The 20,907-nt window shown below is 31.9% G+C and carries 20 protein-coding genes, 1 pseudogene and 1 riboswitch; of the genes and pseudogenes, 3 read left to right on the top strand and 18 right to left on the bottom strand.

What is annotated here, in order from left to right; translation table 11 throughout:
* The 9 genes from SOR77_RS09465 to SOR77_RS09425 all read right to left on the bottom strand — a co-directional run bounded on the left by SOR77_RS09465 (window position 1) and on the right by SOR77_RS09425 (window position 8,944).
* Entirely contained in the window at window positions 1-1,269 is a 1,269-nt protein-coding gene (locus tag SOR77_RS09465) for a TRAP transporter large permease (RefSeq protein WP_320636858.1), read from the bottom strand.
* Window positions 1,269-1,871 carry a TRAP transporter small permease gene (locus SOR77_RS09460; protein ID WP_320636857.1) on the bottom strand — a complete coding sequence of 201 codons (603 nt, stop codon included), beginning with the start codon at window positions 1,869-1,871 and terminating at the stop codon, window positions 1,269-1,271. Before SOR77_RS09460 ends, SOR77_RS09465 begins: the two co-directional genes overlap by 1 nt.
* Entirely contained in the window at window positions 1,858-2,895 is a 1,038-nt protein-coding gene (locus SOR77_RS09455) for a TRAP transporter substrate-binding protein (protein ID WP_320636856.1), read from the bottom strand. The genes SOR77_RS09460 and SOR77_RS09455 overlap by 14 nt, the downstream gene beginning before the upstream one ends.
* 12 nt (window positions 2,896-2,907) lie before the next feature.
* Window positions 2,908-3,312 (bottom strand): aconitase X swivel domain-containing protein, encoded by a 405-nt coding sequence (locus SOR77_RS09450; protein WP_320636855.1) that lies wholly within the window; start codon window positions 3,310-3,312, stop codon window positions 2,908-2,910.
* A complete protein-coding gene (locus tag SOR77_RS09445; protein WP_320636854.1) occupies window positions 3,312-4,517 on the bottom strand; it encodes an aconitase X catalytic domain-containing protein in 1,206 nt (401 codons plus the stop codon). The genes SOR77_RS09450 and SOR77_RS09445 overlap by 1 nt, the downstream gene beginning before the upstream one ends.
* A gap of 472 nt (window positions 4,518-4,989) precedes the next feature.
* A complete protein-coding gene (locus tag SOR77_RS09440; RefSeq protein ID WP_320636853.1) occupies window positions 4,990-5,433 on the bottom strand; it encodes a DUF4825 domain-containing protein in 444 nt (147 codons plus the stop codon).
* Between the two features lies 1 nt (window position 5,434).
* Window positions 5,435-6,277: a DegV family protein gene (locus tag SOR77_RS09435; RefSeq protein ID WP_320636852.1), complete on the bottom strand. Its 843-nt coding sequence runs from the start codon at window positions 6,275-6,277 to the stop codon at window positions 5,435-5,437.
* Between the two features lie 8 nt (window positions 6,278-6,285).
* Window positions 6,286-7,629 (bottom strand): phosphoglucosamine mutase, encoded by a 1,344-nt coding sequence (gene glmM, locus SOR77_RS09430; RefSeq protein WP_320636851.1) that lies wholly within the window; start codon window positions 7,627-7,629, stop codon window positions 6,286-6,288.
* A gap of 1 nt (window position 7,630) precedes the next feature.
* The gene (locus tag SOR77_RS09425; RefSeq protein WP_320636850.1) at window positions 7,631-8,944 is read right to left on the bottom strand and encodes a CCA tRNA nucleotidyltransferase; all 1,314 of its coding nucleotides are present in this window, start codon (window positions 8,942-8,944) and stop codon (window positions 7,631-7,633) included.
* A gap of 102 nt (window positions 8,945-9,046) precedes the next feature.
* Between SOR77_RS09425 and SOR77_RS09420 the strand changes: the two genes are divergently transcribed.
* Both SOR77_RS09420 and SOR77_RS09415 read left to right on the top strand, forming a co-directional pair.
* On the top strand, window positions 9,047-9,802 hold the full coding sequence (locus SOR77_RS09420) for a hypothetical protein (protein WP_320636849.1): 756 nt from the start codon (window positions 9,047-9,049) through the stop codon (window positions 9,800-9,802).
* Window positions 9,803-9,819: 17 nt separating this feature from the next.
* Window positions 9,820-10,716 (top strand): copper amine oxidase N-terminal domain-containing protein, encoded by an 897-nt coding sequence (locus SOR77_RS09415; protein ID WP_320636848.1) that lies wholly within the window; start codon window positions 9,820-9,822, stop codon window positions 10,714-10,716.
* A gap of 57 nt (window positions 10,717-10,773) precedes the next feature.
* Here SOR77_RS09415 and SOR77_RS09410 read toward each other — a convergent pair whose 3' ends face one another.
* From SOR77_RS09410 to SOR77_RS09395, 4 genes are read right to left on the bottom strand one after another with little or no spacing between them, the layout of a single operon-like run.
* Window positions 10,774-11,526, bottom strand: coding sequence for an ABC transporter ATP-binding protein (locus SOR77_RS09410; RefSeq protein WP_320636847.1), 753 nt, complete (start codon window positions 11,524-11,526; stop codon window positions 10,774-10,776).
* Entirely contained in the window at window positions 11,507-12,484 is a 978-nt protein-coding gene (locus SOR77_RS09405; RefSeq protein ID WP_320636846.1) for an ABC transporter substrate-binding protein, read from the bottom strand. Before SOR77_RS09405 ends, SOR77_RS09410 begins: the two co-directional genes overlap by 20 nt.
* 1 nt (window position 12,485) lies before the next feature.
* Entirely contained in the window at window positions 12,486-13,256 is a 771-nt protein-coding gene (locus SOR77_RS09400) for an ABC transporter permease (protein ID WP_320636845.1), read from the bottom strand.
* Entirely contained in the window at window positions 13,228-13,524 is a 297-nt protein-coding gene (locus tag SOR77_RS09395; protein ID WP_320636844.1) for a thiamine-binding protein, read from the bottom strand. Before SOR77_RS09395 ends, SOR77_RS09400 begins: the two co-directional genes overlap by 29 nt.
* 40 nt (window positions 13,525-13,564) lie before the next feature.
* Window positions 13,565-13,657, bottom strand: a riboswitch (TPP riboswitch).
* An 80-nt stretch (window positions 13,658-13,737) separates the two neighbouring features.
* Between SOR77_RS09395 and SOR77_RS09390 the strand changes: the two genes are divergently transcribed.
* Entirely contained in the window at window positions 13,738-14,469 is a 732-nt protein-coding gene (locus SOR77_RS09390; RefSeq protein WP_320636843.1) for a TatD family hydrolase, read from the top strand.
* Window positions 14,470-14,477: 8 nt separating this feature from the next.
* On the opposite strand, the gene SOR77_RS09385 is transcribed toward SOR77_RS09390, so the two are convergent.
* The 5 genes and pseudogenes from SOR77_RS09385 to SOR77_RS09365 all read right to left on the bottom strand — a co-directional run.
* A complete protein-coding gene (locus SOR77_RS09385) occupies window positions 14,478-15,635 on the bottom strand; it encodes a YibE/F family protein (RefSeq protein ID WP_320636842.1) in 1,158 nt (385 codons plus the stop codon).
* A 76-nt stretch (window positions 15,636-15,711) separates the two neighbouring features.
* The gene (locus tag SOR77_RS09380) at window positions 15,712-17,859 is read right to left on the bottom strand and encodes a bifunctional metallophosphatase/5'-nucleotidase (protein WP_320636841.1); all 2,148 of its coding nucleotides are present in this window, start codon (window positions 17,857-17,859) and stop codon (window positions 15,712-15,714) included.
* Between the two features lie 108 nt (window positions 17,860-17,967).
* Window positions 17,968-18,420, bottom strand: coding sequence for an SsrA-binding protein SmpB (smpB, locus tag SOR77_RS09375; RefSeq protein ID WP_320636840.1), 453 nt, complete (start codon window positions 18,418-18,420; stop codon window positions 17,968-17,970).
* Window positions 18,410-20,545 carry a ribonuclease R gene (gene rnr, locus SOR77_RS09370; RefSeq protein WP_320636839.1) on the bottom strand — a complete coding sequence of 712 codons (2,136 nt, stop codon included), beginning with the start codon at window positions 20,543-20,545 and terminating at the stop codon, window positions 18,410-18,412. Before rnr ends, smpB begins: the two co-directional genes overlap by 11 nt.
* Window positions 20,545-20,907: pseudogene (locus SOR77_RS09365) on the bottom strand (D-alanine--D-alanine ligase); the annotation flags it as partial. The gene rnr and the pseudogene SOR77_RS09365, both read right to left, overlap by 1 nt.

Below are 20,907 nucleotides of genomic sequence, written 5' to 3'. Positions count from 1 at the left end.
TTATAAAAATACCATAGTCAATGGCTTCCAAAATGTAACTAACATTAACACTATTATAAGTGCTAAAATAAATTTCATTATTTGTCCCGTTACGCTCTCCATTCTTACCTTAGAAATAGCACTTGCTACAAATAAGTTTATGCCATATGGCGGTGTACAAAAACCTATTGCTAAATTCATTGTTAACATTATTCCAAATGTAATAGGACTCATCCCAAATTTAACAACTATCGGTAATAATATAGGGGTCAATATAATTGTCGCAGGAATATTATCTATAAACATCCCTACTATCAATAAAAATATATTTATTAATAGTAATATAATTATTCCATTTCCACTAAGATTGGTTATAAAAGCAGCTATTTTTAAAGGAATCTGTTCCATTGTTAAAAGTGCTGCAAACGCAGTTGATAATCCTATCATAAATGTTGTAGCACCATTTACAACAATAGCATCTTTTACAGAATTATATGCACCTTTCATATCCAATTCTCTATATACGAATACACCTACTATAAACGAATACACTACTGACACTACAGCTGCTTCTGTTGGTGTGAACTTTCCCGAATAAATACCGCCTAATATTATTACTGGAGATAATATAGCCCAAAAGGCTTCTTTAAAAGTAGTGAATATATCTCTTAAATTTTTTCTCTTATCATTACCTTTATATCCTTTCTTTTTGGAAACTATATAACAAACTAACATTAAAGCTATCCCCATTAATATCCCCGGTAAAAATCCGGCTGTAAACATTTCAGTTATTGAAGCCCCGGAAACAACTCCATAAATTACAAACGGTACACTTGGTGGAATAATAACTCCAATTGTTCCTGCTGCTGCAGTTAATGCAACAGAAAAAGATTTATCATATCCGTGATTAACCATTTCTGGAATCATGAAAGCTCCCACAGCAGATACTGTTGCTACAGCTGATCCTGATATAGCTGCAAAAAACATACATACAACAATTGTAACCATTCCCAATCCACCTGTTATATGTCCAATAAAACTTTCAAAAAAATCTACTAGTCTTTTTGCTATACCCCCGCTACTCATCAAGTTCCCAGCCAACATAAAAAATGGAATTGCCATTAGTGGAAATGAATCCACTCCTGCAACAGAATTTTGTACTATCATTAAAGTCGGCATTGTAGTATGTGATAGCATAGTTATCAATGTTGCAATGCCTATTGCATATCCTATAGGCATACTTAAAAGTAAAAGTATAAAAAATATGCCAAACAATGTTAAAGCTTCCATTACTTTTCACCTTCTTTTAATATATTTTTTTGTTCTCTTCCATGCCTATCTTCTTCTAGCTTATCTTCTTCCATACTATTTAAATTTAAAATATCAAGTATAATTCGTATACACATGATAGTAGAACTCAATGGTAAAACACCATAAACATATACTAGAGGAATTCTCATTCCAGATGAAAGCGCATTTCTATCTGCCATTGATCCCAGTAATTTTAGCCCTTGATAAACTAAAAACATATTAAATGCTAGCCAAATTAGCTTTATAAATATATCAATTATTTTTTTTGATCTGTCAGACTTAAAAATACTATATATCAGCTCTACTTTTATATGTTCATTATAACGATATGCTATGCTTGTTCCTAACCATATCTCCCATATAAATATGTATCTTGATAACTCTTCAGACCATGATATTGAAGTATTAAAAACACTTCTCATGATTATTTGCAAAGAAACCACTAAAACATTTAATATTAAGCTAAATACTAAAATTCTTTCTTCTATATTGTTATATGTTTTGAAAAATTTTCTCATATATTCACCTTCTATTGTTAAAAGAGGTGGTTTCCCCCACCTCTTTCCATCACTTAGTTTCATTATATTTCTCGCTCATTTTAAATAGTTCTTCGCCAAACTCTGATTTATATTTTTCATACATCGGAGTCAAAGCTTCTTTAAATTTTTGCTTTTGTTCTGTACTTAAAATATTTGTTACCAATTTACCTTCTTGTTCAAGGTCCTTTATAGCCTTTTCATTATCCTCTAATTCCATCTTTCTTTGGTTAGAAACATACTCCTTAGCTGCATTCATTAATATTTGTTGTTGTTCAGGTGTCAATGAATCATACTTTGCTTTATTCATTATAAACGCTAGGAAATTATGAACATGTTCATCAATTGATGAATACTTTTGAACTTCATAGAACTTATTAGCAAAAGTTAATGATGGTGGATTTTCTTGTGCTTCTACTGTTCCTTGTTGTAATCCGGTATATAATTCAGTAAAACTCATTGGTGTAGGATTTGCTCCTAAAGTTTTATAATAATCTATAAAAATTGGGCTTTCCATAACTCTCATTTTAAGTCCTTTTAAATCTTCCGGTTTTTCAATAGTCTTAACATTAGAAGTTGTACTTCTTGGACCATTGTATGAATATCCTAAATTTATAATCCCATTTTCTTCTAACTTTTTATTAAAATAATCACCAATCTCTCCATCCAATGCATCAAAAGCAGATTGTGACGATGTAAACAAATACGGCATATCCAATACTCCAAATTCATTTGAATAAGTAGTTAATACAGATGTTGACGGAAGTGCTGCATCTAATGTTCCCATTGCAACTGATTCTGTTAACTGAACATCTCCTCCCAACGCTCCATTTGGATAGATTTCCACAGTTATTGCTCCCTTTGACTTTTCTTCTACAGAATCTTTAAAATCAACTAATGCTCTATGTGTTGATCTATTTTCAGGCTCAACATGTCCTATCTTTATGACAACGCTATCAGTATTAGCAGTTTTTATTTCCCCATCATTTTTTTCTTTTTTATCTCCACAGGCAACTACTGATAAAGCTAATAATAACATCAATGTAATTAAATAAAATTTCTTTTTCATAAAATTTTCTCCTTATAAAATAGTTATTTCTTCATTTGTGGCATCTAATTTTATCCTATCTCCTTCTTTTATATCTTTATAAAATTCAGGGTCTACTTTATCCACCATAGGTATCTCAAATACTATAGCACTTGTTACTAAAACAGTTTCCGGTCTTTCAACTATCATCCCAATTGGATTGTTATTATTTTTCATTAATTGAAATAGTCCATCTGCTTGAACAACTGAACTTCCTTTTCCTGAAGGAAACATCAAGATTTTTTTAGACATAGTTCTCCCTTCTAAATCATGACTTGGTTCTATCATGACACCATCCTCAGGACGGATTAAATAAAACATTATGTCATCTTTAGAAATTGTTACTTCCGCTTCAACACATCCATCAGAAATTTTATGACACTTATAAACTTTAAACATTACTCTACCTCCCCTCTTACCGCACCTTCTATGCAAGTGTCTAAATCTCTTATAACAAATTTAATACCTCTTCTCCTTGGATAATATGCACATTTTGGTGATTCTGTAAGACCGATCTTATCTTTTAAAAATTTCCATACAGGTTGATCCGGACAAGTGCTTGGTATTATAAATGCGCCTAATTTTTCTAAATCATCTACTATTCCCATCTCTTTTGCAGTCTCTCTAACACTTGTAGATGTCAAAATATACATAGGTACCTTTACTTTTCTTCCATCCAATCTAGAGTTAATATGTATACACTCGCTTAATGTAAAATGTGGACATCCAAACATTACAAAATCTATATTTCTTGAGCCTTCTTCAGAAATTTCATTCAAAACCTCAGCAAAATCCTCATTTGTTATTACTACTTTTCTTTCGGGTTCTTTACCGCCAAATGCTTCTTCTAAGGTTGGAGCTTCCGGCGTAAATCCAACTATATGATACATATCATAAGCCCCGGATGTATTTAATTGAGCTCCTAAATTTCTTAAAGCTTCTGAACTTATATGTTTTGGTAATCCTACAAAAACAGGTACTCCATGACCTATTTTTTTGCCGCACATTCCTAAAATATGGTATTTATAATCATTCTCCATATCTGCTTGTACATCCACTAATATTGTTCCTTTTCTATTTTCATCAAAAAGTAAACCATACTCCGGAACATATCCAGTAATAGCTGCAAACAAGGCTGAATTAGCACCCTCTCTATTGGTTCTAGCTCCCCATACTGAATTAGCATAAGGAGTATTACTCGATTCAGAATATGCTACTATTTCTCCAAAGTTAGGTACATTTGTATCTATATAAGGAGTACAATTATAAGTTAACGAAGCCCCTAACTTTTTGTAAGCATTATGAGTCCTCTCCATCATTTTATAATCTTCTTCATCAACCATATCGCGTTCCTTAAACCAATTTAAGCTAAATCCAGGATTTACAGTTGGAGATATTCTACATTTTGCACCTAATCCTACTAACTTCTCAGCTAACCATAAATCCGCATCTTGATTACTAAGTGCAACATGAGCTCTAGTTATTGGAACCATTCTTTTAGCTCCAAATGATTCTCCTATTGCTACTTGAACCTTCATAGCTAATTTTGCCCCTTCTCCATATTTCCCATTTAATAAATCTTGCTGATCTTGATTTAATATCATTTCATACTCCTCTCTGCATATATTAAAAAGTATTTTTTATGTATGCTTGAAGTATACATCTATCTTGATAAAGTGTCAACACTATTATTCTTGATTTTTATTTTTTTATACTGTCCTAAATTTCAATATCAAATTTATGTGAATTTGGATGAGGCTAGTAAATAGAAACTAAGTATTTTTCTAAATAAGTTAGATTGGAAAATTCTAATCCATTATAGCCCGTTATTATTTTAAATATTTTTGATAATCTTCGTTTTTTTAACAGCTTTTCAATAATGTATTATTAGGAAATAGCCCTCAATAATACATTATCATATGGGATATTTATTTTTTGTTTTTTATATCACATCATTTACAAGTGTATATTTTCATTTTATACCTATACTCTCTACTCTTAGAACAACAAAATTTAATTTCAAAATATTAAATATAAAAAACCTTCCTTATGATTGGTAAGGAAGGAGCTTTCACTTTATTTTGACTCATCTAAATTAACTTTATCTATATATTCTTGTAATTTATCATCATCTTTATTTAATTCATTTAAATTTGTTCCGTTGGCTTCCAATATTAAATCAACTGCCTCTCTTGAAAAAGAGCCCAATTCTTTTTGATTATTAAAATATCTTAGCTCTCCTAAATTTTCAATCATTGCAAATGTAACTACTGCTTGGTCAAAAAAACTTGCCTCTTGTTGACCTTCAAGATTTACATTCAATCCATAAGGTTCTTTTTCTGACTGAATTTCAATTGATTTATATTTTAAGCCATTCGGATAATTTAGTCCGCTTACTATTCCAATAACTTTTGAATTATCTCCAACATACTTTGTCTTATATTGTTGAAGTCCTTCTTGTTTCTTTGAACAAGCTACTAATAAAAAAATTGCAAATAAAATTGTAAATATTTTTTTCATATTAAAATCCTACAACAATTCCTCCTATATCTGCATATCCTGTAGCAAGTCCTTTAGTGTGTACTATTAATATGTCTTTAAATTTGTAGAGTTCTTTTGCTTTTTCAGCTAGCAATTGCGCTTTTTCCAAGCCATCAACATGAGATATTACCAAAATTCTCTCTTCTAAATTTTCTGCTATATTCCCTATTTCTTTAGCTAGCTTGAGTAGAGATTTCTTAAATCCTCTATTTATTTCGTGAATAGTAATTTCCCCTTCTCTGGTAGCCTTCATAATAGGTCTTATATTTAATGCTGTTGCAATTAATCCGGTAGTTTTTTTAATTCTTCCATTTTTAATTAAATTATCTAGATTTTCTAGTATGAAAAATGTATGATTGTCTTCTACAGCTTTTTCTATTTTTTCTATTTGTTCATCAAATCTGAGATTCTCTTTCATTATTTTATCAATCTTTAATAATAAAGATAATTGTCCTGCACTTGCTGATTTTGAATTTATAATATAAACTTGTTTTTCAGGATGTTCTTTTAAAAACTCTTCTCTTGCTATCACGGCAGCATTGTTTGACCCCGATAATATTTCAGATATTGTCACAATTAGAATTTTATCTTCTTCACATTGATTTAACTTTTCGAGATAGTCATATGGCGATGGGCATGAAGTTCTTATAGGTTTTTTTGTTTGCTTCATAGCTTCCTTAAACTCATTTAAGTTTAAATTTTCGTCGTCTACATATTCAACATCTTCTATATCTATTTTAAATGAGACTAACAAAACTCTTAATTTCTTTTCTAATTCTTCACTTATATCGCAAGATGTGTCTGCTATTATTCTGTAATCCATTTCTCCTCCTAATTTAATTTAAGTTCTATAAAGCTAGCAAGTTCTCTTGCTTTTGCTTCCATCAATTCTTTATCTTCGCCTTCAATCATAACTCTAATCAAAGGTTCTGTTCCCGATGGTCTGATTACAACTCTACCATTTCCGCCAAATTCATTTTCTATTTTTTCTATTTCTTCTTTAACTCCCGGAAAACTCATATAATTATTTTTTAAATCGTTTCTAACTTTTGCATTTACTAGAACTTGAGGATATGAAGTCATCAAATTATTTAATTCACTCAACTCTTTTCCGGTTTTCTTTGCTACTTCTAATAAATGAAGTCCTGTGGCAAGTCCATCTCCTGTGGTGTTATATTCTAAAAATACAACGTGCCCTGATTGTTCAGCACCTATTACATAGTCTTTTGATATCATTTCTTCTAAGATATATCTATCTCCCACTTTAGTTTGAACAAGATTTACACCGATTGTATCCAAATATTTCTTAAGTCCTATATTCGACATAATTGTTCCAACAACAGTATTGTTTTTCAATCTGTCATTTTCTTTTAGATAAGTTGCACAGATTGCAAGTATATGGTCTCCATCAATTAAGTTACCTTTTTCATCAACTGCTATTATTCTGTCTGCATCTCCATCGAAACTCATTCCCATATCAGCTCTCGTTTCAAGAACTAAATTTCTTATTAGTTCAGGATTTGTCGAACCACAGTTGTCGTTTATGTTCATTCCATTTGGCTTGTCATTTACTGCCACAACTTCTGCCCCAAGCTCTTCTAAAACATTTTGTGCAATTTTATATAGAGCTCCATTTCCAATGTCTATGGCAACCTTCATTCCGGTTAGATCCACATTTGAAATTTCAATTAAATATTCTTCATATTTTTTAAGCAAGTCTTCACTATAAGTCATTGTTCCAACATCTTCATGAGTAGCATTTTTATATATTTTTGTATCGTCAAATATCAATTCTTCTATTTGTTCTTCAACCTTATCAGGTAATTTATATCCATCTGATGAGAAAAATTTTATTCCGTTGTGTTCGAAAGGATTGTGAGAGGCTGAAATAACTACTCCGGCCAGATATTCTCCTGTTCTTGTCAAATAAGCTATCCCCGGAGTGGGTATTACTCCTGCAACTTCTACATCAAGTCCTATTGACATAAGTCCACTCACAAGAGCTGCTTTTAAAAGTTCTCCTGAAAGTCTTGTATCTTGACCTACTACAACTTTTCCTTTTTTATCTTTTGAAAGTACATATCCTGCTGCTCTTCCCACTTTGTATGCAAGTTGAGGCGTAAGTTCAAGATTTGCTACCCCTCTTATTCCGTCAGTTCCAAATAATTTACCCATGTTAACCTCTATTTTTTAAAATTTCTATAAGATAGTCTTTTTTGTTAAGCTCAGGCTTATCCAAGACAATTTCTTCAAGATATCTAAGTATATTTCCTATTTCTTTTCCTTCTCTATACCCAAGTGCCTTTATATCATTGCCATTTAAGCATAAAAACTTTTCTTTTGCAATATCTTCTTTTAAGAGTCCTTTTGCTCTCTCCCTTATCTTAAGTAAAAAATCTATATCTCTACCCTCAGTTGTACACATTCTATCCGCAATCATTAAGCTGTATAAATCTAAAATATTGTCCGAACCCACTCTTCTTAACTGCCTTCTCAATGCCTTGTCTGATATTTCTTCATGTACCTTCATATGCTCAGAAATTAAAATTTGAACTCTTCCTATAAAGGCTTTTGAATAACCAAATTTTCTTAAAATCTCTCCAGACATTTTTGCTCCAATTTCATCATGCCCATAAAAATGACCTTGACCATTTTCATCAACAGAAAAAGTTTTTGGTTTAGCTATATCGTGTAACAACCCGGAAACTCTCTGTTTCAAGTTTTTTTCTGTACTGTCTACAACACACTTTATATGGTCAAACACAGTTTTGTCATGATATTTAGTCCTCTGTTCAAATCCTATACAATCGTGCAGTTCAGGAATTATATATTTTAAAGCATCAGTCTTGGCCAAGAGTTCAAGCCCTATCGAAGGTCTTTCAGAAAGCAATATCTTATCAATTTCAATTTTTAATCTCTCATTGGCAACGCTTCTCAAAAGATATGCATTGTCTATAATTGAGTTTAGAGTTTTCTCTTCTATTTCAAAATTTAGAACAGTCGCAAACCTTATTGCTCTAATCATCCTAAGTGCATCTTCTCTAAATCTCTCTTCAGGATTGCCAACTGTTCTTATGATTTTATCTTCTAAATCTTTTCTTCCACCATGCAAATCTAAAATTTTACCTTCATACATTGCCATAGCATTTATGGTAAAATCTCTTCGCTTTAAATCTTCTCTGACATCGTCTGTAAAAATAACTTCATCAGGATGCCTTGAATCAGTATGCCCCAGTTCAGTTCTAAACGTTGTAATTTCAAAGTGCTCATCTTCAATTATCACAGTGATAGTCCCATATCTCTTGCCCAAAGCCAAAGTCTTATATTCTTTAAATACTTTTATTATTTCTTCCGGCAAGGCACTTGTTGCAACATCATAATCATGAGGAGTTTTGCCGAGTAATATATCCCTTACAGAACCGCCAACCATATATGCTTCATATCCGGCACTCATCAATCTTATTAATACTTCTTCAATTTTACTTTGCATAGCATCACCTTTTTTATTATACCATATTCCTCACAATTCAGTTACTATACAGACGTTACTTGTTGAGAAACTCGTGGTATAATGTAACAAAAGGAGGATTACATGAAAAAATTAATAATAACTACTCTATTACTTAGTCTAATGCTAAGCGCATGTAATAAGAAACCGGCTGAGGATAAGACAAGCACTAAAAAGGGAAATACCGTTGAAGTGTTGACAAATCAAAATACTGACGAGAAAAAGGTTACTCAGGCAGAAGATACAGATGCTGATAAAAAGAAAATATCTAATGATAAAAAGGATTCTGCTAAAAATAGTGACATTAAAGATACTGACATAGTTTCACTTATTAAAAACTCAGATTACATTTCTCGTATTCGTATAACTGCAGCAGGTTCTTCTACTGATGTAAATTTCATTGAAGATTACAGAGGAGACCTTTCAAACATAGTCTTGGATATTCCAAAAGGTCTTAAAGAAAATCGTGAATATATTTTATTCTATGCTGATGGAAAAGATGGAAAAATAGCTCCTGTTTCTGAAGATTCAGCATTTATTGAACTAAGTGGTTCTGACGATAGTAGACTTAAATTCTTAGATAAAGAGTTTGGCGTGAAGTCAAGTCCCGGAATTGTTGACAACACCACTGCAAAAGACTCTAAAAAATCCACTACTAAAGCCACTAAACCATCAGATGATTCTAAATTAGAAAAACCATCTTCTAAATCTACTAAAGATGTTAAAACTACCGATAAAGAATCTTTAAAAGCTACTGATGAAAATTCAAAGACCACAAAAGAAACTACGGCAACTAAAGACGGTTCAAAAACTACGAAAGAAACTAAACCTACTAAATAAATTAAGGAGTTTATAGAATGAAAAGATTTTTGATATTTTGTCTTGCACTTTTAATTGCAACTCCAGTATTTGCAAAAGACATTAAAATCACCCTGGACGGAAAAGAAATAAAGAGTGATGTTTCTGCATATATTGAAAATAGCAGAACCCTTGTGCCGATAAGATTCATATCTGAAAAGCTCGGCTACGAAGTTAAGTGGAATGACGAGACAAGAGTTGTAAATATCTTAGATAAAAACAAAACTATAGAACTTAAACTCGACTCTAAAGATATTAAAGTAAATGGAAAAGATTTGAAGATGGATGTTGCTCCAGTGATAAAAAAAGATAGGACTTTTGTCCCATTGAGATTTGTCGCAGAACACATGGGATTAAAAGTGGATTGGGATGCCAATTCATACACTGTAATTTTACAGACTCAAAACCAATCTCCATACTTTACTGAAATCAATGGCTTATTAAAAGAGTTAAGTTTTAAAAATGAGGAGCTTAAAAAATATTTCTTTGCCGGAGAAGAAAAATATTCTCGAACTGAAATTGAAAGTAAATTTGAAATCTTGAGAAATGACATTCAAACAACTTTGGATAAGATAAGAAATATGAATGTTCCGGCTGAAAATGCAACAAGTCACAAATTAATTTTAGAAATTTCAGACTTAACAAGTGAAATTTTAAAAGAATATCGCACCGGAATTTTAGATGGAAATAGCGTCCACGCTAAAAAAATTGTAGATATTCAAACTAAACTTGCTGTAAAAACACACGAAGTTGTCAATGCTCTTGAAGCTGAGAAAACCGGTAAGACTTATACTCCTGACTTAGATACTCAAATATTTAATAGAGCAGGAGAAGTTGATAAAAATAAAAATCCGCTGGAAGATGAATTAATACAAAGTCTATTGAAGAAAATATAAGGGGAGAGCTCAAGCTCTCCTCATTTAAATTCTAACAATTAAATTACCTATTAAGTTCTAGATTCCCAGCAATTTTAAAATTTCTTTTTTGTATTCTAAAAATTTTTCTGTTAGAGTGAAATCCCCTTCTATCTTTTCAACTATTATCTCATTCTCAATTTTCCCGGGAGAACCAATCATTAGATAGACTCTATCTGAAAGTTCTAATGCTTCATCAATATCGTGAGTTATAAAAATCGTAGAAAGCTTTAAATTCTTACTGATACCCTTGTACCATTTGTGCATTTCTTTTTTTGTTATCGCATCAAGTGCACTAAAAGGTTCATCAAGTAAAACCACTTCATCTGATGCAAAATAAGTTCTTAAAAACGCTGCTCTCTGCCTCATTCCCCCCGATAGAGAATTTGGATAAGATTTTTCATATCCAAGTAGCCCAAACATTTCCAAGTATTCTCTCGCCTTATCTATCGCAACCGTCTTTTTAATTCTCTTTATTCTCAAAGGCAAAATTATATTTTCCAAAATTGTCTTTTGCTCTATAAGCAAATCTTTTTGTAGCATATAACTTATACGCCCCGGATTTGAAGTTATATCTTCTTCTTTTAGAAAAACTTTTCCCTTATCAGGACTTTCAACGCCCGAAATTATATTAAAAAGGGTAGTCTTTCCCACCCCACTAAGTCCTAAAAGTGAGATTATCTCTCCCTTCCTTAATCTTATAGATATATTTTCAATTATCTTTTTATCTTTGTATGATTTGTCTACATTTTTTACTTGTAGTATGTCCATATTAGTCCGGTAAATATTCATTGCTATATCCAAAATCTGACGGTATTTCTTTTTCTATCAAGCCATTTTCAAATAGCCAAGCATAGAAATTATTCCAACGTGCTGAATCAAAATATCCCCATTTCTTTGCATCTGAAATATATTCATCTTTTAAATATTCTTGACTTGCAATTACCATATCTTTATCAAGTTCAGGATTGTCCTTTAATAAAATTTTAGCAGCTTCTTTAGGATTTTCGATTGAATATTCATATCCCTTTTTAATCGCTCTTAAAAATGCCTTAACTATTTCAGAGTCTTCTTTTAAAAATTCATTGTTTGCAATTATTGTTGGAGTGTAGTAATCAAACACAGGGTTTATATCTTTAAATGCAAAATAGTCTACATCAACATTCTTTGCCTTAGCTGCAATTCCATCCCATCCATAAAAAATCCAAACTGCATCTATATCATTTCCAAGACCTGTAAATATATCTGAGTAGTTTGATGGCACTAATTTAACCTTTGAAAAATCTCCTCCATCTTTCTCAACTACATTCTTTATCATAGCTTGTTCAACATCCATTCCCCAAGTTGCATATCTTTTACCTTCCATTCCCTTAGGGTTTTCAATTCCACTTCCCTTTAGTGAGACAATCCCTGATGTGTTATGTTGTACTAAAGCTGCAACATTAGTTACAGGAAGCGGCTCATCTTGTGCGTATGCAGCTGCTATTGTATCTTGATAATCGACGCCCAATTGAGCTTTACCGGAAGCAACAAGCACCGGCGCTCCGTCGGCCGGTGGTTGAACTATATCAAGCTCTATCCCCTCTTCTGCAAGATACCCAAGCTCCTTAGCAACATATATCCCGGTATGGTTTGTATTTGGCGTATAATCCAAAACAAATGTCAATTTTTTTAAATCTCCTTGTTGTCTTTTGCCGCATCCTACTAAAACCAACATCATTATCAAAGCTAAACTTACAATTTTTTTCATCTTACTCTCCTTTTTTTGTCTTAAGCCATGGCATACTCAAGTGTTGAATTAAATCAACTAATTGAATCAACAATATACTCAAAATTGAAATTAAAAATATTACTGCAAACATCTTGTCAAAAGCATATGACTTTCTAACCCTTGTCATATACACACCGAGTCCGTTGTATCCTCCAAGCCATTCTGAAATTACAGCACCAACTATAGAATATGCTGCTGAAATTCTAAGTCCTGCAAAAAAATATGATTTCACATGAGGTAACTTCGCCAACCACAATGTCTGTAATTTTGTTGCTCCCATTGACTTAAACAATCTTATAATGTCCGGATCAACAGATTTAAATCCATCTAAAACTCCAATTGTCACCGGGAAAAATGTAACAAGCACTATCAAAACTATCTTGGCCTGCGTTTCATAACCAAACCACAAAACCAATAGTGGTGCAATTGCAACAGTCGGGATTGTCTGAGTAACTATCAAAATTGGATAAATTGCCTTGTATAGAAATTTAAAATTTTCCATTATAAGTGCCACAATAAACCCTAAAACAACTCCTATTGATAGCCCTAAAAATGCCTCTATTAAAGTTACTTTAGCATGTTCTGCAAGTAGTGGTAAATCAGACACAAATGCTTTTAACACATCTATAGGACCGGGTAACATATATGCCGGAACAATCCTCGACATATATGTTATTTGCCACAACAATAAAATACTTAAAATTCCGAGCGCCGGAAAAACCTTATTTATGGTACTTAGATATTTTTTCATCTGTTGTCAAAATATGTTTTTCAGGGCTATATACAAGCTTAATATATGAACTCACCGATGGAGCCCCTGCTTCAATAGCTTTTAACTGACTAAATTTTATAATTTCCATTATCTGTTCTAAATCACCTTCTATCGTTGTCTCAAAAGGTCCTACATAGTATTCAAGCCCTGTTGAATCTATATAAGCTATGACTTCATCAACTATTCTTACTACTTCTTCATCACTTTCAACTCTTGGTAAAGTTTGAAGTGCAATTGCACAATTCATTTTATCCCTCCAAATAAAAAAGACTTTAGATAACCTAAAGTCCAAGTATTTAACACTTCCCTACGCTAGAATTATCTATCAGGTTCCAAGGGTCATTTTACAATTCTCAGCTTTCGCTCCCCTAGTGAATATATTTAATTTACTTTTTTATTATAGCACAACCTTGAATTTATATTATAATTATTTCTAGAACTTAGTTTTAGGAGAAAAATTATGCTGATAAATGCCCACGACCATTTTAATTTCTATAAAGATTTAGAAAGTGGTTTAAATACAATTGAAAAAGATAAAATCATCACACTTGTAAATTCTATGACCTTTGAAGAGTATTTGGAATTAAAAAATAAATATTCAAAAAATCCGCTTATAAAAATTGGACTTGGAATTTATCCTTGGAAAGTGGATATAAATACAAACCTATCTAATCTCATTGAAGAAATTAAAAGCTGTGATTTTATTGGAGAAATTGGTTTAGATTTCCATTGGGACAAGAGAACTAAAATGTACTCAAAACAAAAAATTATATTTAATGAATTTTTATTTCTGGCTGATTCAAATAAAAAAGTTGTAAATATTCACACTAAAGGTGCTGAAAGAGAAGTACTAAATTATTTAAAACAACATGATTTAAAAACTCCAATAATTCATTGGTATAGTGGAGATTTATCTTTAATTGATGAGTATTTATCTATTGGCGCTTATTTTACAATTGGCCCTGATGCCGGCTATTCAAAGACAACCGATGAAATTATAAATATTTTGCCTATAAACAGAATACTCACTGAAACTGACGGTCCAACTTCCATCGAATGGATAAATGGAAGTTATTCTGAAAGTGACTATATTAAAAATATACTTGAATATATTTCTAATATAAAAAAAATAAGTCTTTCAGAATTAGAAAAACAAATTTATAAAAACTACTTATCTCTAAATATTAAATAGACAAGCTTTTAAACTTGCCTATTTTTTCTGCAATAATAATTTGCCCCTATTATTACCGTAACGGGTATCGTCAGTAACAAACCTATACTTCCTGCCATTGCCCTTATAATTTCTGTGGCAATTGAGTCCAAATTTATTATCTCTGTCATCCTTATTCTATATACAATGAACAGTATTATTAAGTGAAGTGTACTTCCTACATAAGCTAAGATTAAAGTATTTGACATCGAACCCAACATATCTTTCCCAATATTCATGCCTGATTTAATCATTTCATTTTTGCTGATTTCGTTATTTATTGACTTAAGTTCATACAATGCAGATGCTATTGAAATTGAAACATCCATTATCGCTCCTATCGCCCCTATTAAAATCGTTCCAAATAAAATCCCCTCATAGTTCATATTTCTATACTGTGGTATATAAGCTAGACTTATTGCACTATCTTCTGCAAGTCCTGTAAGTGCTGCATATTTTCCAAATATTACCGCAAGTATTCCAGCGCATATAACTCCTATCGACGTACCTATTATTGAAATAGTAGTCTTGCTGCTCCTGCCTGCAATTATAAATAATGTTCCTATTATTGCAACTATTGAAATTATTATTGATGTCAATAAAGGAGGATAACCTCTTAAAATCAATGGAATGTATACCGCAAATATCATAGCCAATGTAAATATTAATGAAAAAAGTGTCTTAACTCCACTCATTCCACCAAATACACACAGCAGTATTATAAATAACCCAACTATCATCAAGACTTGTTTGTCTCTGACTTTTTCTTGTATCTTCACTGTGTCTATGACTGAGTCTTCCTCCGTAACTCTTAAAAGTAGTTTATCTCCAACCTTAAATATGTAATTTCCCGGCATAATTAGCTCTATAGTATGTTTTATAGTTAACTCTTCACCTTTATACTTGCCATTTAAAAATTTCACCCTCAAATGTTGATATCTTATATCCGCTTCGAGTGGAATATCTCTTTCTTCTTTTGTATCATCATATTCTATTTCTTCAACTCTTGCCTTTAATATCAAATAATCAGTTTCATTTATTTTGTCTTCATAATACTTTCTCATTTCAGAATCTGCAGATACTTTTTCAGCTGTTACCATGTTGGGATAAATCATTAAAATCATTAAAATTAAAATAAGTTTTTTCATATACTCCTCACTTAAAAAGAGAAAAGCCCAATCACTGGGCCTTTCTTCATTAAAATTTTAAACTTTCTAATTTCATTTAAGCTGCTTTTTTTACTTCAGCAGTTTGAGTTACTGCTTTTATATAGTCTATTGGCTTTGGAGTCAATTTCTTAGTCTCTTTTATTTTTTCAACTAATGCATCTCTTACCGGTACATAAGTTTCATCAACATTAGTTGCCTTGCTAAAGTCGTATCCATCTCCACCTGTAAACATAAAGTCGTTTGTAACTACTCTATAAGTTTTTTCCATTTCTATAGGAGTTCCATCAGTCAATGTTATCTTTGTAATCTTTTCTCCGTATGGTTTTGCAGGGTCATATTCTACAATTAAACCGCTGAATGCTCCATCTGTTGTCTTTGGCATATCAATTCCGTGGTCAATGGCTTTTATTAAATCTGCCCCCTTAAGGTCCATAACAACTAAATAGTTGTCAAATGGCATGATTTCATATAAATCTCCCATTGTTATTTGACCTTTTTCCATAGTTCTTCTAAGTCCACCACCGTTTTGGATGGCGATTTGAGCTTTTCCTTTTTCTGCCATAACTTCACATGCCCAGTATCCTAAAAGTGTGTTTGATCCTTTTGTCTTTCTATCGTGTGTGAATTCAGCAGTAGCTTCTCCAAGAAGTTCGCCTTTGATAGGTTTTAATTCTTCTTGTAGTTCTGTATAGAATTTTTCAGTAGCATTATCTTTTATAATATTATTTTTAATTCTATTTCCTTCTAATACTTGAGTATCGATGTTTACTTTCTTTTGATCATCAACTTTAATGTCAACTTGTCCGATCGCTCTGCCATAGCAATAAGCTTGTAGTATAGAAACATCATTTACTTTACCGCTAACTGTTCTATGAGAGTGAGCTGAAAGCACACAGTTAAGCCCCTTAACTTCGTTAGCTAATTTTGCTGCATTACCTGTAATTTCTTTTGTGTCAGATTTTTGATCTGAATCTAAATGAGTTAGTGCTATGATTATATCAGGTGTACCTTCTTTAGCTTTTCCGGCTTTTAAATAGTCAACCCATTCTTGAGCTGATTTAACCGGATCTCTAAATTCATAACCGGCAACATACTCTGCTTTAGTTAATGTAGCTGTTTCAGGATGAGCAAGTCCTATTACACCAATTTTTAAATTATTTTTTTCTATAATCATGTATGGTTTTGCCCAATCAACCGGTTTATTAGTTTTCTTATCATAGATGTTTGAAGCAAGGTAAGTGAAATTGCCTTCTTTTCCCCAATTGCCTATCTTGTCAGCTCCCCAGTCAAATTCATGGTTACCAACTGCTGATGCAACTATTCCCATTCCTTTCATCATTGCAGTAACCGGTTTGCCCATAGTTAAATTTGAGTCGCTAGTACCTTGGTAGTTATCTCCACCAGCTAATACAATTGTATTAGGATGTTTTTCTTTAAATTCATTAACATAACCTACCATTTTAGCCATACCTATATTTCTCTTCTTTCCTGTAACTTCTTCACTGATGTTTCCGTGAAAGTCATTGAAGTATAGAATATGAACGCCATCTTTTTCAACATCTCCGAATACAACACCAATTTCTTTTGCTTTTTCTTCAGAAATTACATTAGTTTTTACTAAGTATTCTCCTAAAGTGTATCCTGTGTTGTCATTCATTTTTTGATTTAAAGCTCCCATTATATACTTAGCAGCTTCTTGTTTTGTTATTTTTGAATTGATATCATCATCTTTTGACAATAATCCAATTTCTTTTGAAATTTTATCAGCATCTTTATATGCTTTGTTTGAATCGTAAGATAAACCTCTTAAAATAAATGCGATAAATTCTTGTTTACTTAGATTTGAATCAGGGTCATAAGACTTTTCTGATTTACCCTTAGTTAGATTTAAATCAAAACCTAATCCTGCATAGCCTTTAAACCATTCCGGAACATCTGTAAAAGGATTTAATTTTACATTTTTTTCAGTTTCAGCCACCTTTTGAGAATATCCTAATGCCTTTAAGACCATTGTAAGTCCTTCTGCTCTTGTTAAATCACTTTTTAATTTTTCTTCTGTATTTTCTTTGTCAAGCAATTCAACTTTTTGAAGTTTTTCAACATCTGTAGGTTGAGTAGCCACAGCAAAAACGCTTTGGAAACTTGATGTCAATAATAAAACAGACATAATAAGTGATAATAACACTTTTTTACTATTTTTCATAAAACTCCTCCTTTGATTTTATAACTATATATTATCATTATTAACTCATAAAGTATACGTTTTCAGAAAATTTTTCAACAAAAAATGGATGACTAAACCATCCATTTTTTAGTACCTTTCTTTAAGCGCTTGTTGAATTTTTCTATCGGCATCTTTTTTAGCCAAAGTATCTCTTTTATCATATAATTTCTTACCTTTTGCCACTGCCAATTCCATTTTAACTCTTCCATTTTTCAAATATAACTTCAATGGAACTAGAGTATTTCCCTTTATTGTAAGTTCTCTCTCTAATTTCCTAATTTCGTTCCTATTTAATAAAAGCTTTCTCTTCCTCATAGGGTCAACATTAAAAATATTTCCTTGTTCATATGGAGAAATATGCATACCCTCTACAAAAACTTCTCCTCTTGAGATGGATGCATATGAGTCTTTTAGATTAGCTTTGCCTTGTCTCAAAGACTTAACTTCAGTTCCAACAAGCACTATCCCAACTTCAAGAGTATCTTGAATAAAATAGTCATGCCTTGCCTTTCTGTTGCTGGCAATTGTATTATCGCTCATCTTCTTCGCTCCTGTATTCTTTAGAAAGATTTATATCAATATCTTGGATATCTTCTGTTATTACAAAATCTACCGTTCCCTTCAGTATGTTAGCTCCAACAACCTTTATTCTAACTTTGTCGCCTATATCATATACTTTGCCGGTATCTCTTCCTATAGCCTTAAAATTATCTGAATCATATTCAAAATAATCATCCAAGTCTTGATATGAAATTAAGCCTTCAATTGTATTCTCAAGTTGAGCGAACATACCAAAGTTTGTTATTGAAGTTATTATTGCCGGGTATTCTTCACCTATTCTATCTTCCATATACTCTGCAAATTTCACAGACTCCACAGTTCTTTCAGCATCTTGAGCGAGCCTTTCCATAGCTGATACGTGGTCTGCTATTTCCGGCAACATCACTTCTAAATATCTCAATCTGCCCTCTGTCAATTTACCCTTTATTACATCTTTCATAATCCTATGAATAGTAAGATCAGAATAACGTCTTATTGGAGAAGTGAAATGCGAATAATATTTTGCTGCAAGACCAAAATGTATATCATTTATTTCAGAATACCTTGCCTTCATAAGACTTCTAAGCGCTATTGTGGAAACAAAAAGTTCTTCATCTTTTCCCTTAACACACTCTATCAACTTTTGGAAATCTTTTGATGCCATATTTTGAGTATTTAATTTTAAACCTAAGTGTCTCAAAACCTTATTAAGATTCTCCACTCTCTCTGCATCAGGCTTTTCATGTATACGATATAAGAAAGGAATTTCCATCCAAAAATACTCTTCTGCAACTACCTCATTGGTAATCAACATAAATTCCTCAATTAATTTATCAGCTGTTCTACGCTCTCTTCTTCTTACATCTACCGGTTTTCCATTTTCATCTACATCAATGTATGCTTCCGGAAAATCAAAATCTATTGAACCTCTGTCCATTCTCTTCTGTCTAAGTTTTAAAGCTAACTCATTCATTTTAGTTAAATCTTCTTCTAAGCCTTTTACAGATTCATGAACAGATATATTTTCTAAAAAATCACTCACATTGGTATACACAAGCCTTCTATTTGAATTTATGACCGTATTCATTATCTTATGTCCTACCAAGTTTGCATTTTTATCAAAGTCCATATAAACAGAAAAAGCTAATCTGTCTACATTTTCATTTAATGAACAAATTCCATTTGAAAGTTCTCCCGGAAGCATGGGAATTACCTTATCTACTAAGTAGTAAGAATTTCCTCTTTTGTATGCTTCTTTATCTATTTCATCAGATTCTTTGACATAGTGACTGACATCAGCTATGTGAACCCAAAGTCTTAAATTATCATCAACTTCTTCAATTGAAATTGCATCGTCAAAATCTTTTGAATCTGCTCCGTCAATTGTAAAAGTTGTAAGTTCTCTAAGGTCTTTTCTCCCGGCAAAATCTTTTTCTGTAACATTTTGAGGGATTTGTTTTGCTGCTGATTTAACAGCTTTTGAAAATTCAGTAGGTATGTTCATATCTCGAGCTATGCTCATTATGTCCACACCTTTTTCGCCCTTGTAACCTAAAATCTCTACTATCATTCCCTCAGGTTTTTTACCTTCTTCAGGCCATTTTTTTATCTTGACTACTACTTTTTGATTGTCTTTAGCCCCGCCAATATCTTTCTTAGCTATATATATATCAAAAGCTATCTTATCATCATCCGGAACCACAAACCCAAATGTTTCTTTATTTTGAAAAGTTCCGACAACAGTTTTATTCCCTCTATCAATTATTTGTATTACTTTTCCTTCAAGAGAATGTCCTGTTGAAGCATCTAACACCTTAACTAATACTTCATCTCCATTTAATGCAGAAGATAAGTTTTTTTGAGATATAAATACATCTTCATCAGCTTGAAGTAAAAATCCAAAGCCTCTTTCGTTTCCTTGGATTTTACCACGTCTATATTTTTGTCCATCAATAGGGATGTATTTTTGTCCATCAAAAAAAATCCTTCCATCTTTCTCCAATGTTTTTAAAACTTTATCAAATGCAGATCTCTCTTGTTTACCTATTTCAAATACTTTGTATATTTTGTCCTTCGTCATCGGACTTGAGTTTTTTAACTTGTCGTACACTTTGTCAATTATCATTATAATTTAGCTCCATATGTTGTCTTCTTTAGAAGATCTGAATCATAAGAGGTTATATTTTTAGACTTTTGATTAAACCTCTTATATGCCAGTTCAATCAACTTATTTATTTCCTCAGTAAAACTAATTCCGCTTACCTCAAATAAATAAAATGAAATTGAACCTGGAAGTGTGTTGATTTCATTTACATATACCTTTTCGCCATCAAGCAAGAAATCTATTCTAGCCACTCCCATTCCATCTATTGCTCTAAAAGCAACTTTTGCATAATTTTGAATTTGATTTTTTATTTCCTCTGTAACATTCGCAGGTAAATTCTTAGATTGATTTGCCATCCCATCCATCTTAGAACCACCCTTTGA

This window comes from Peptoniphilus sp. (assembly GCF_034090345.1).
GTDB lineage: Bacteria > Bacillota > Clostridia > Tissierellales > Peptoniphilaceae > Peptoniphilus.
Note: the sequence above shows the minus strand (reverse complement) of the source record. Positions and strands in the feature narration are given on the sequence as shown.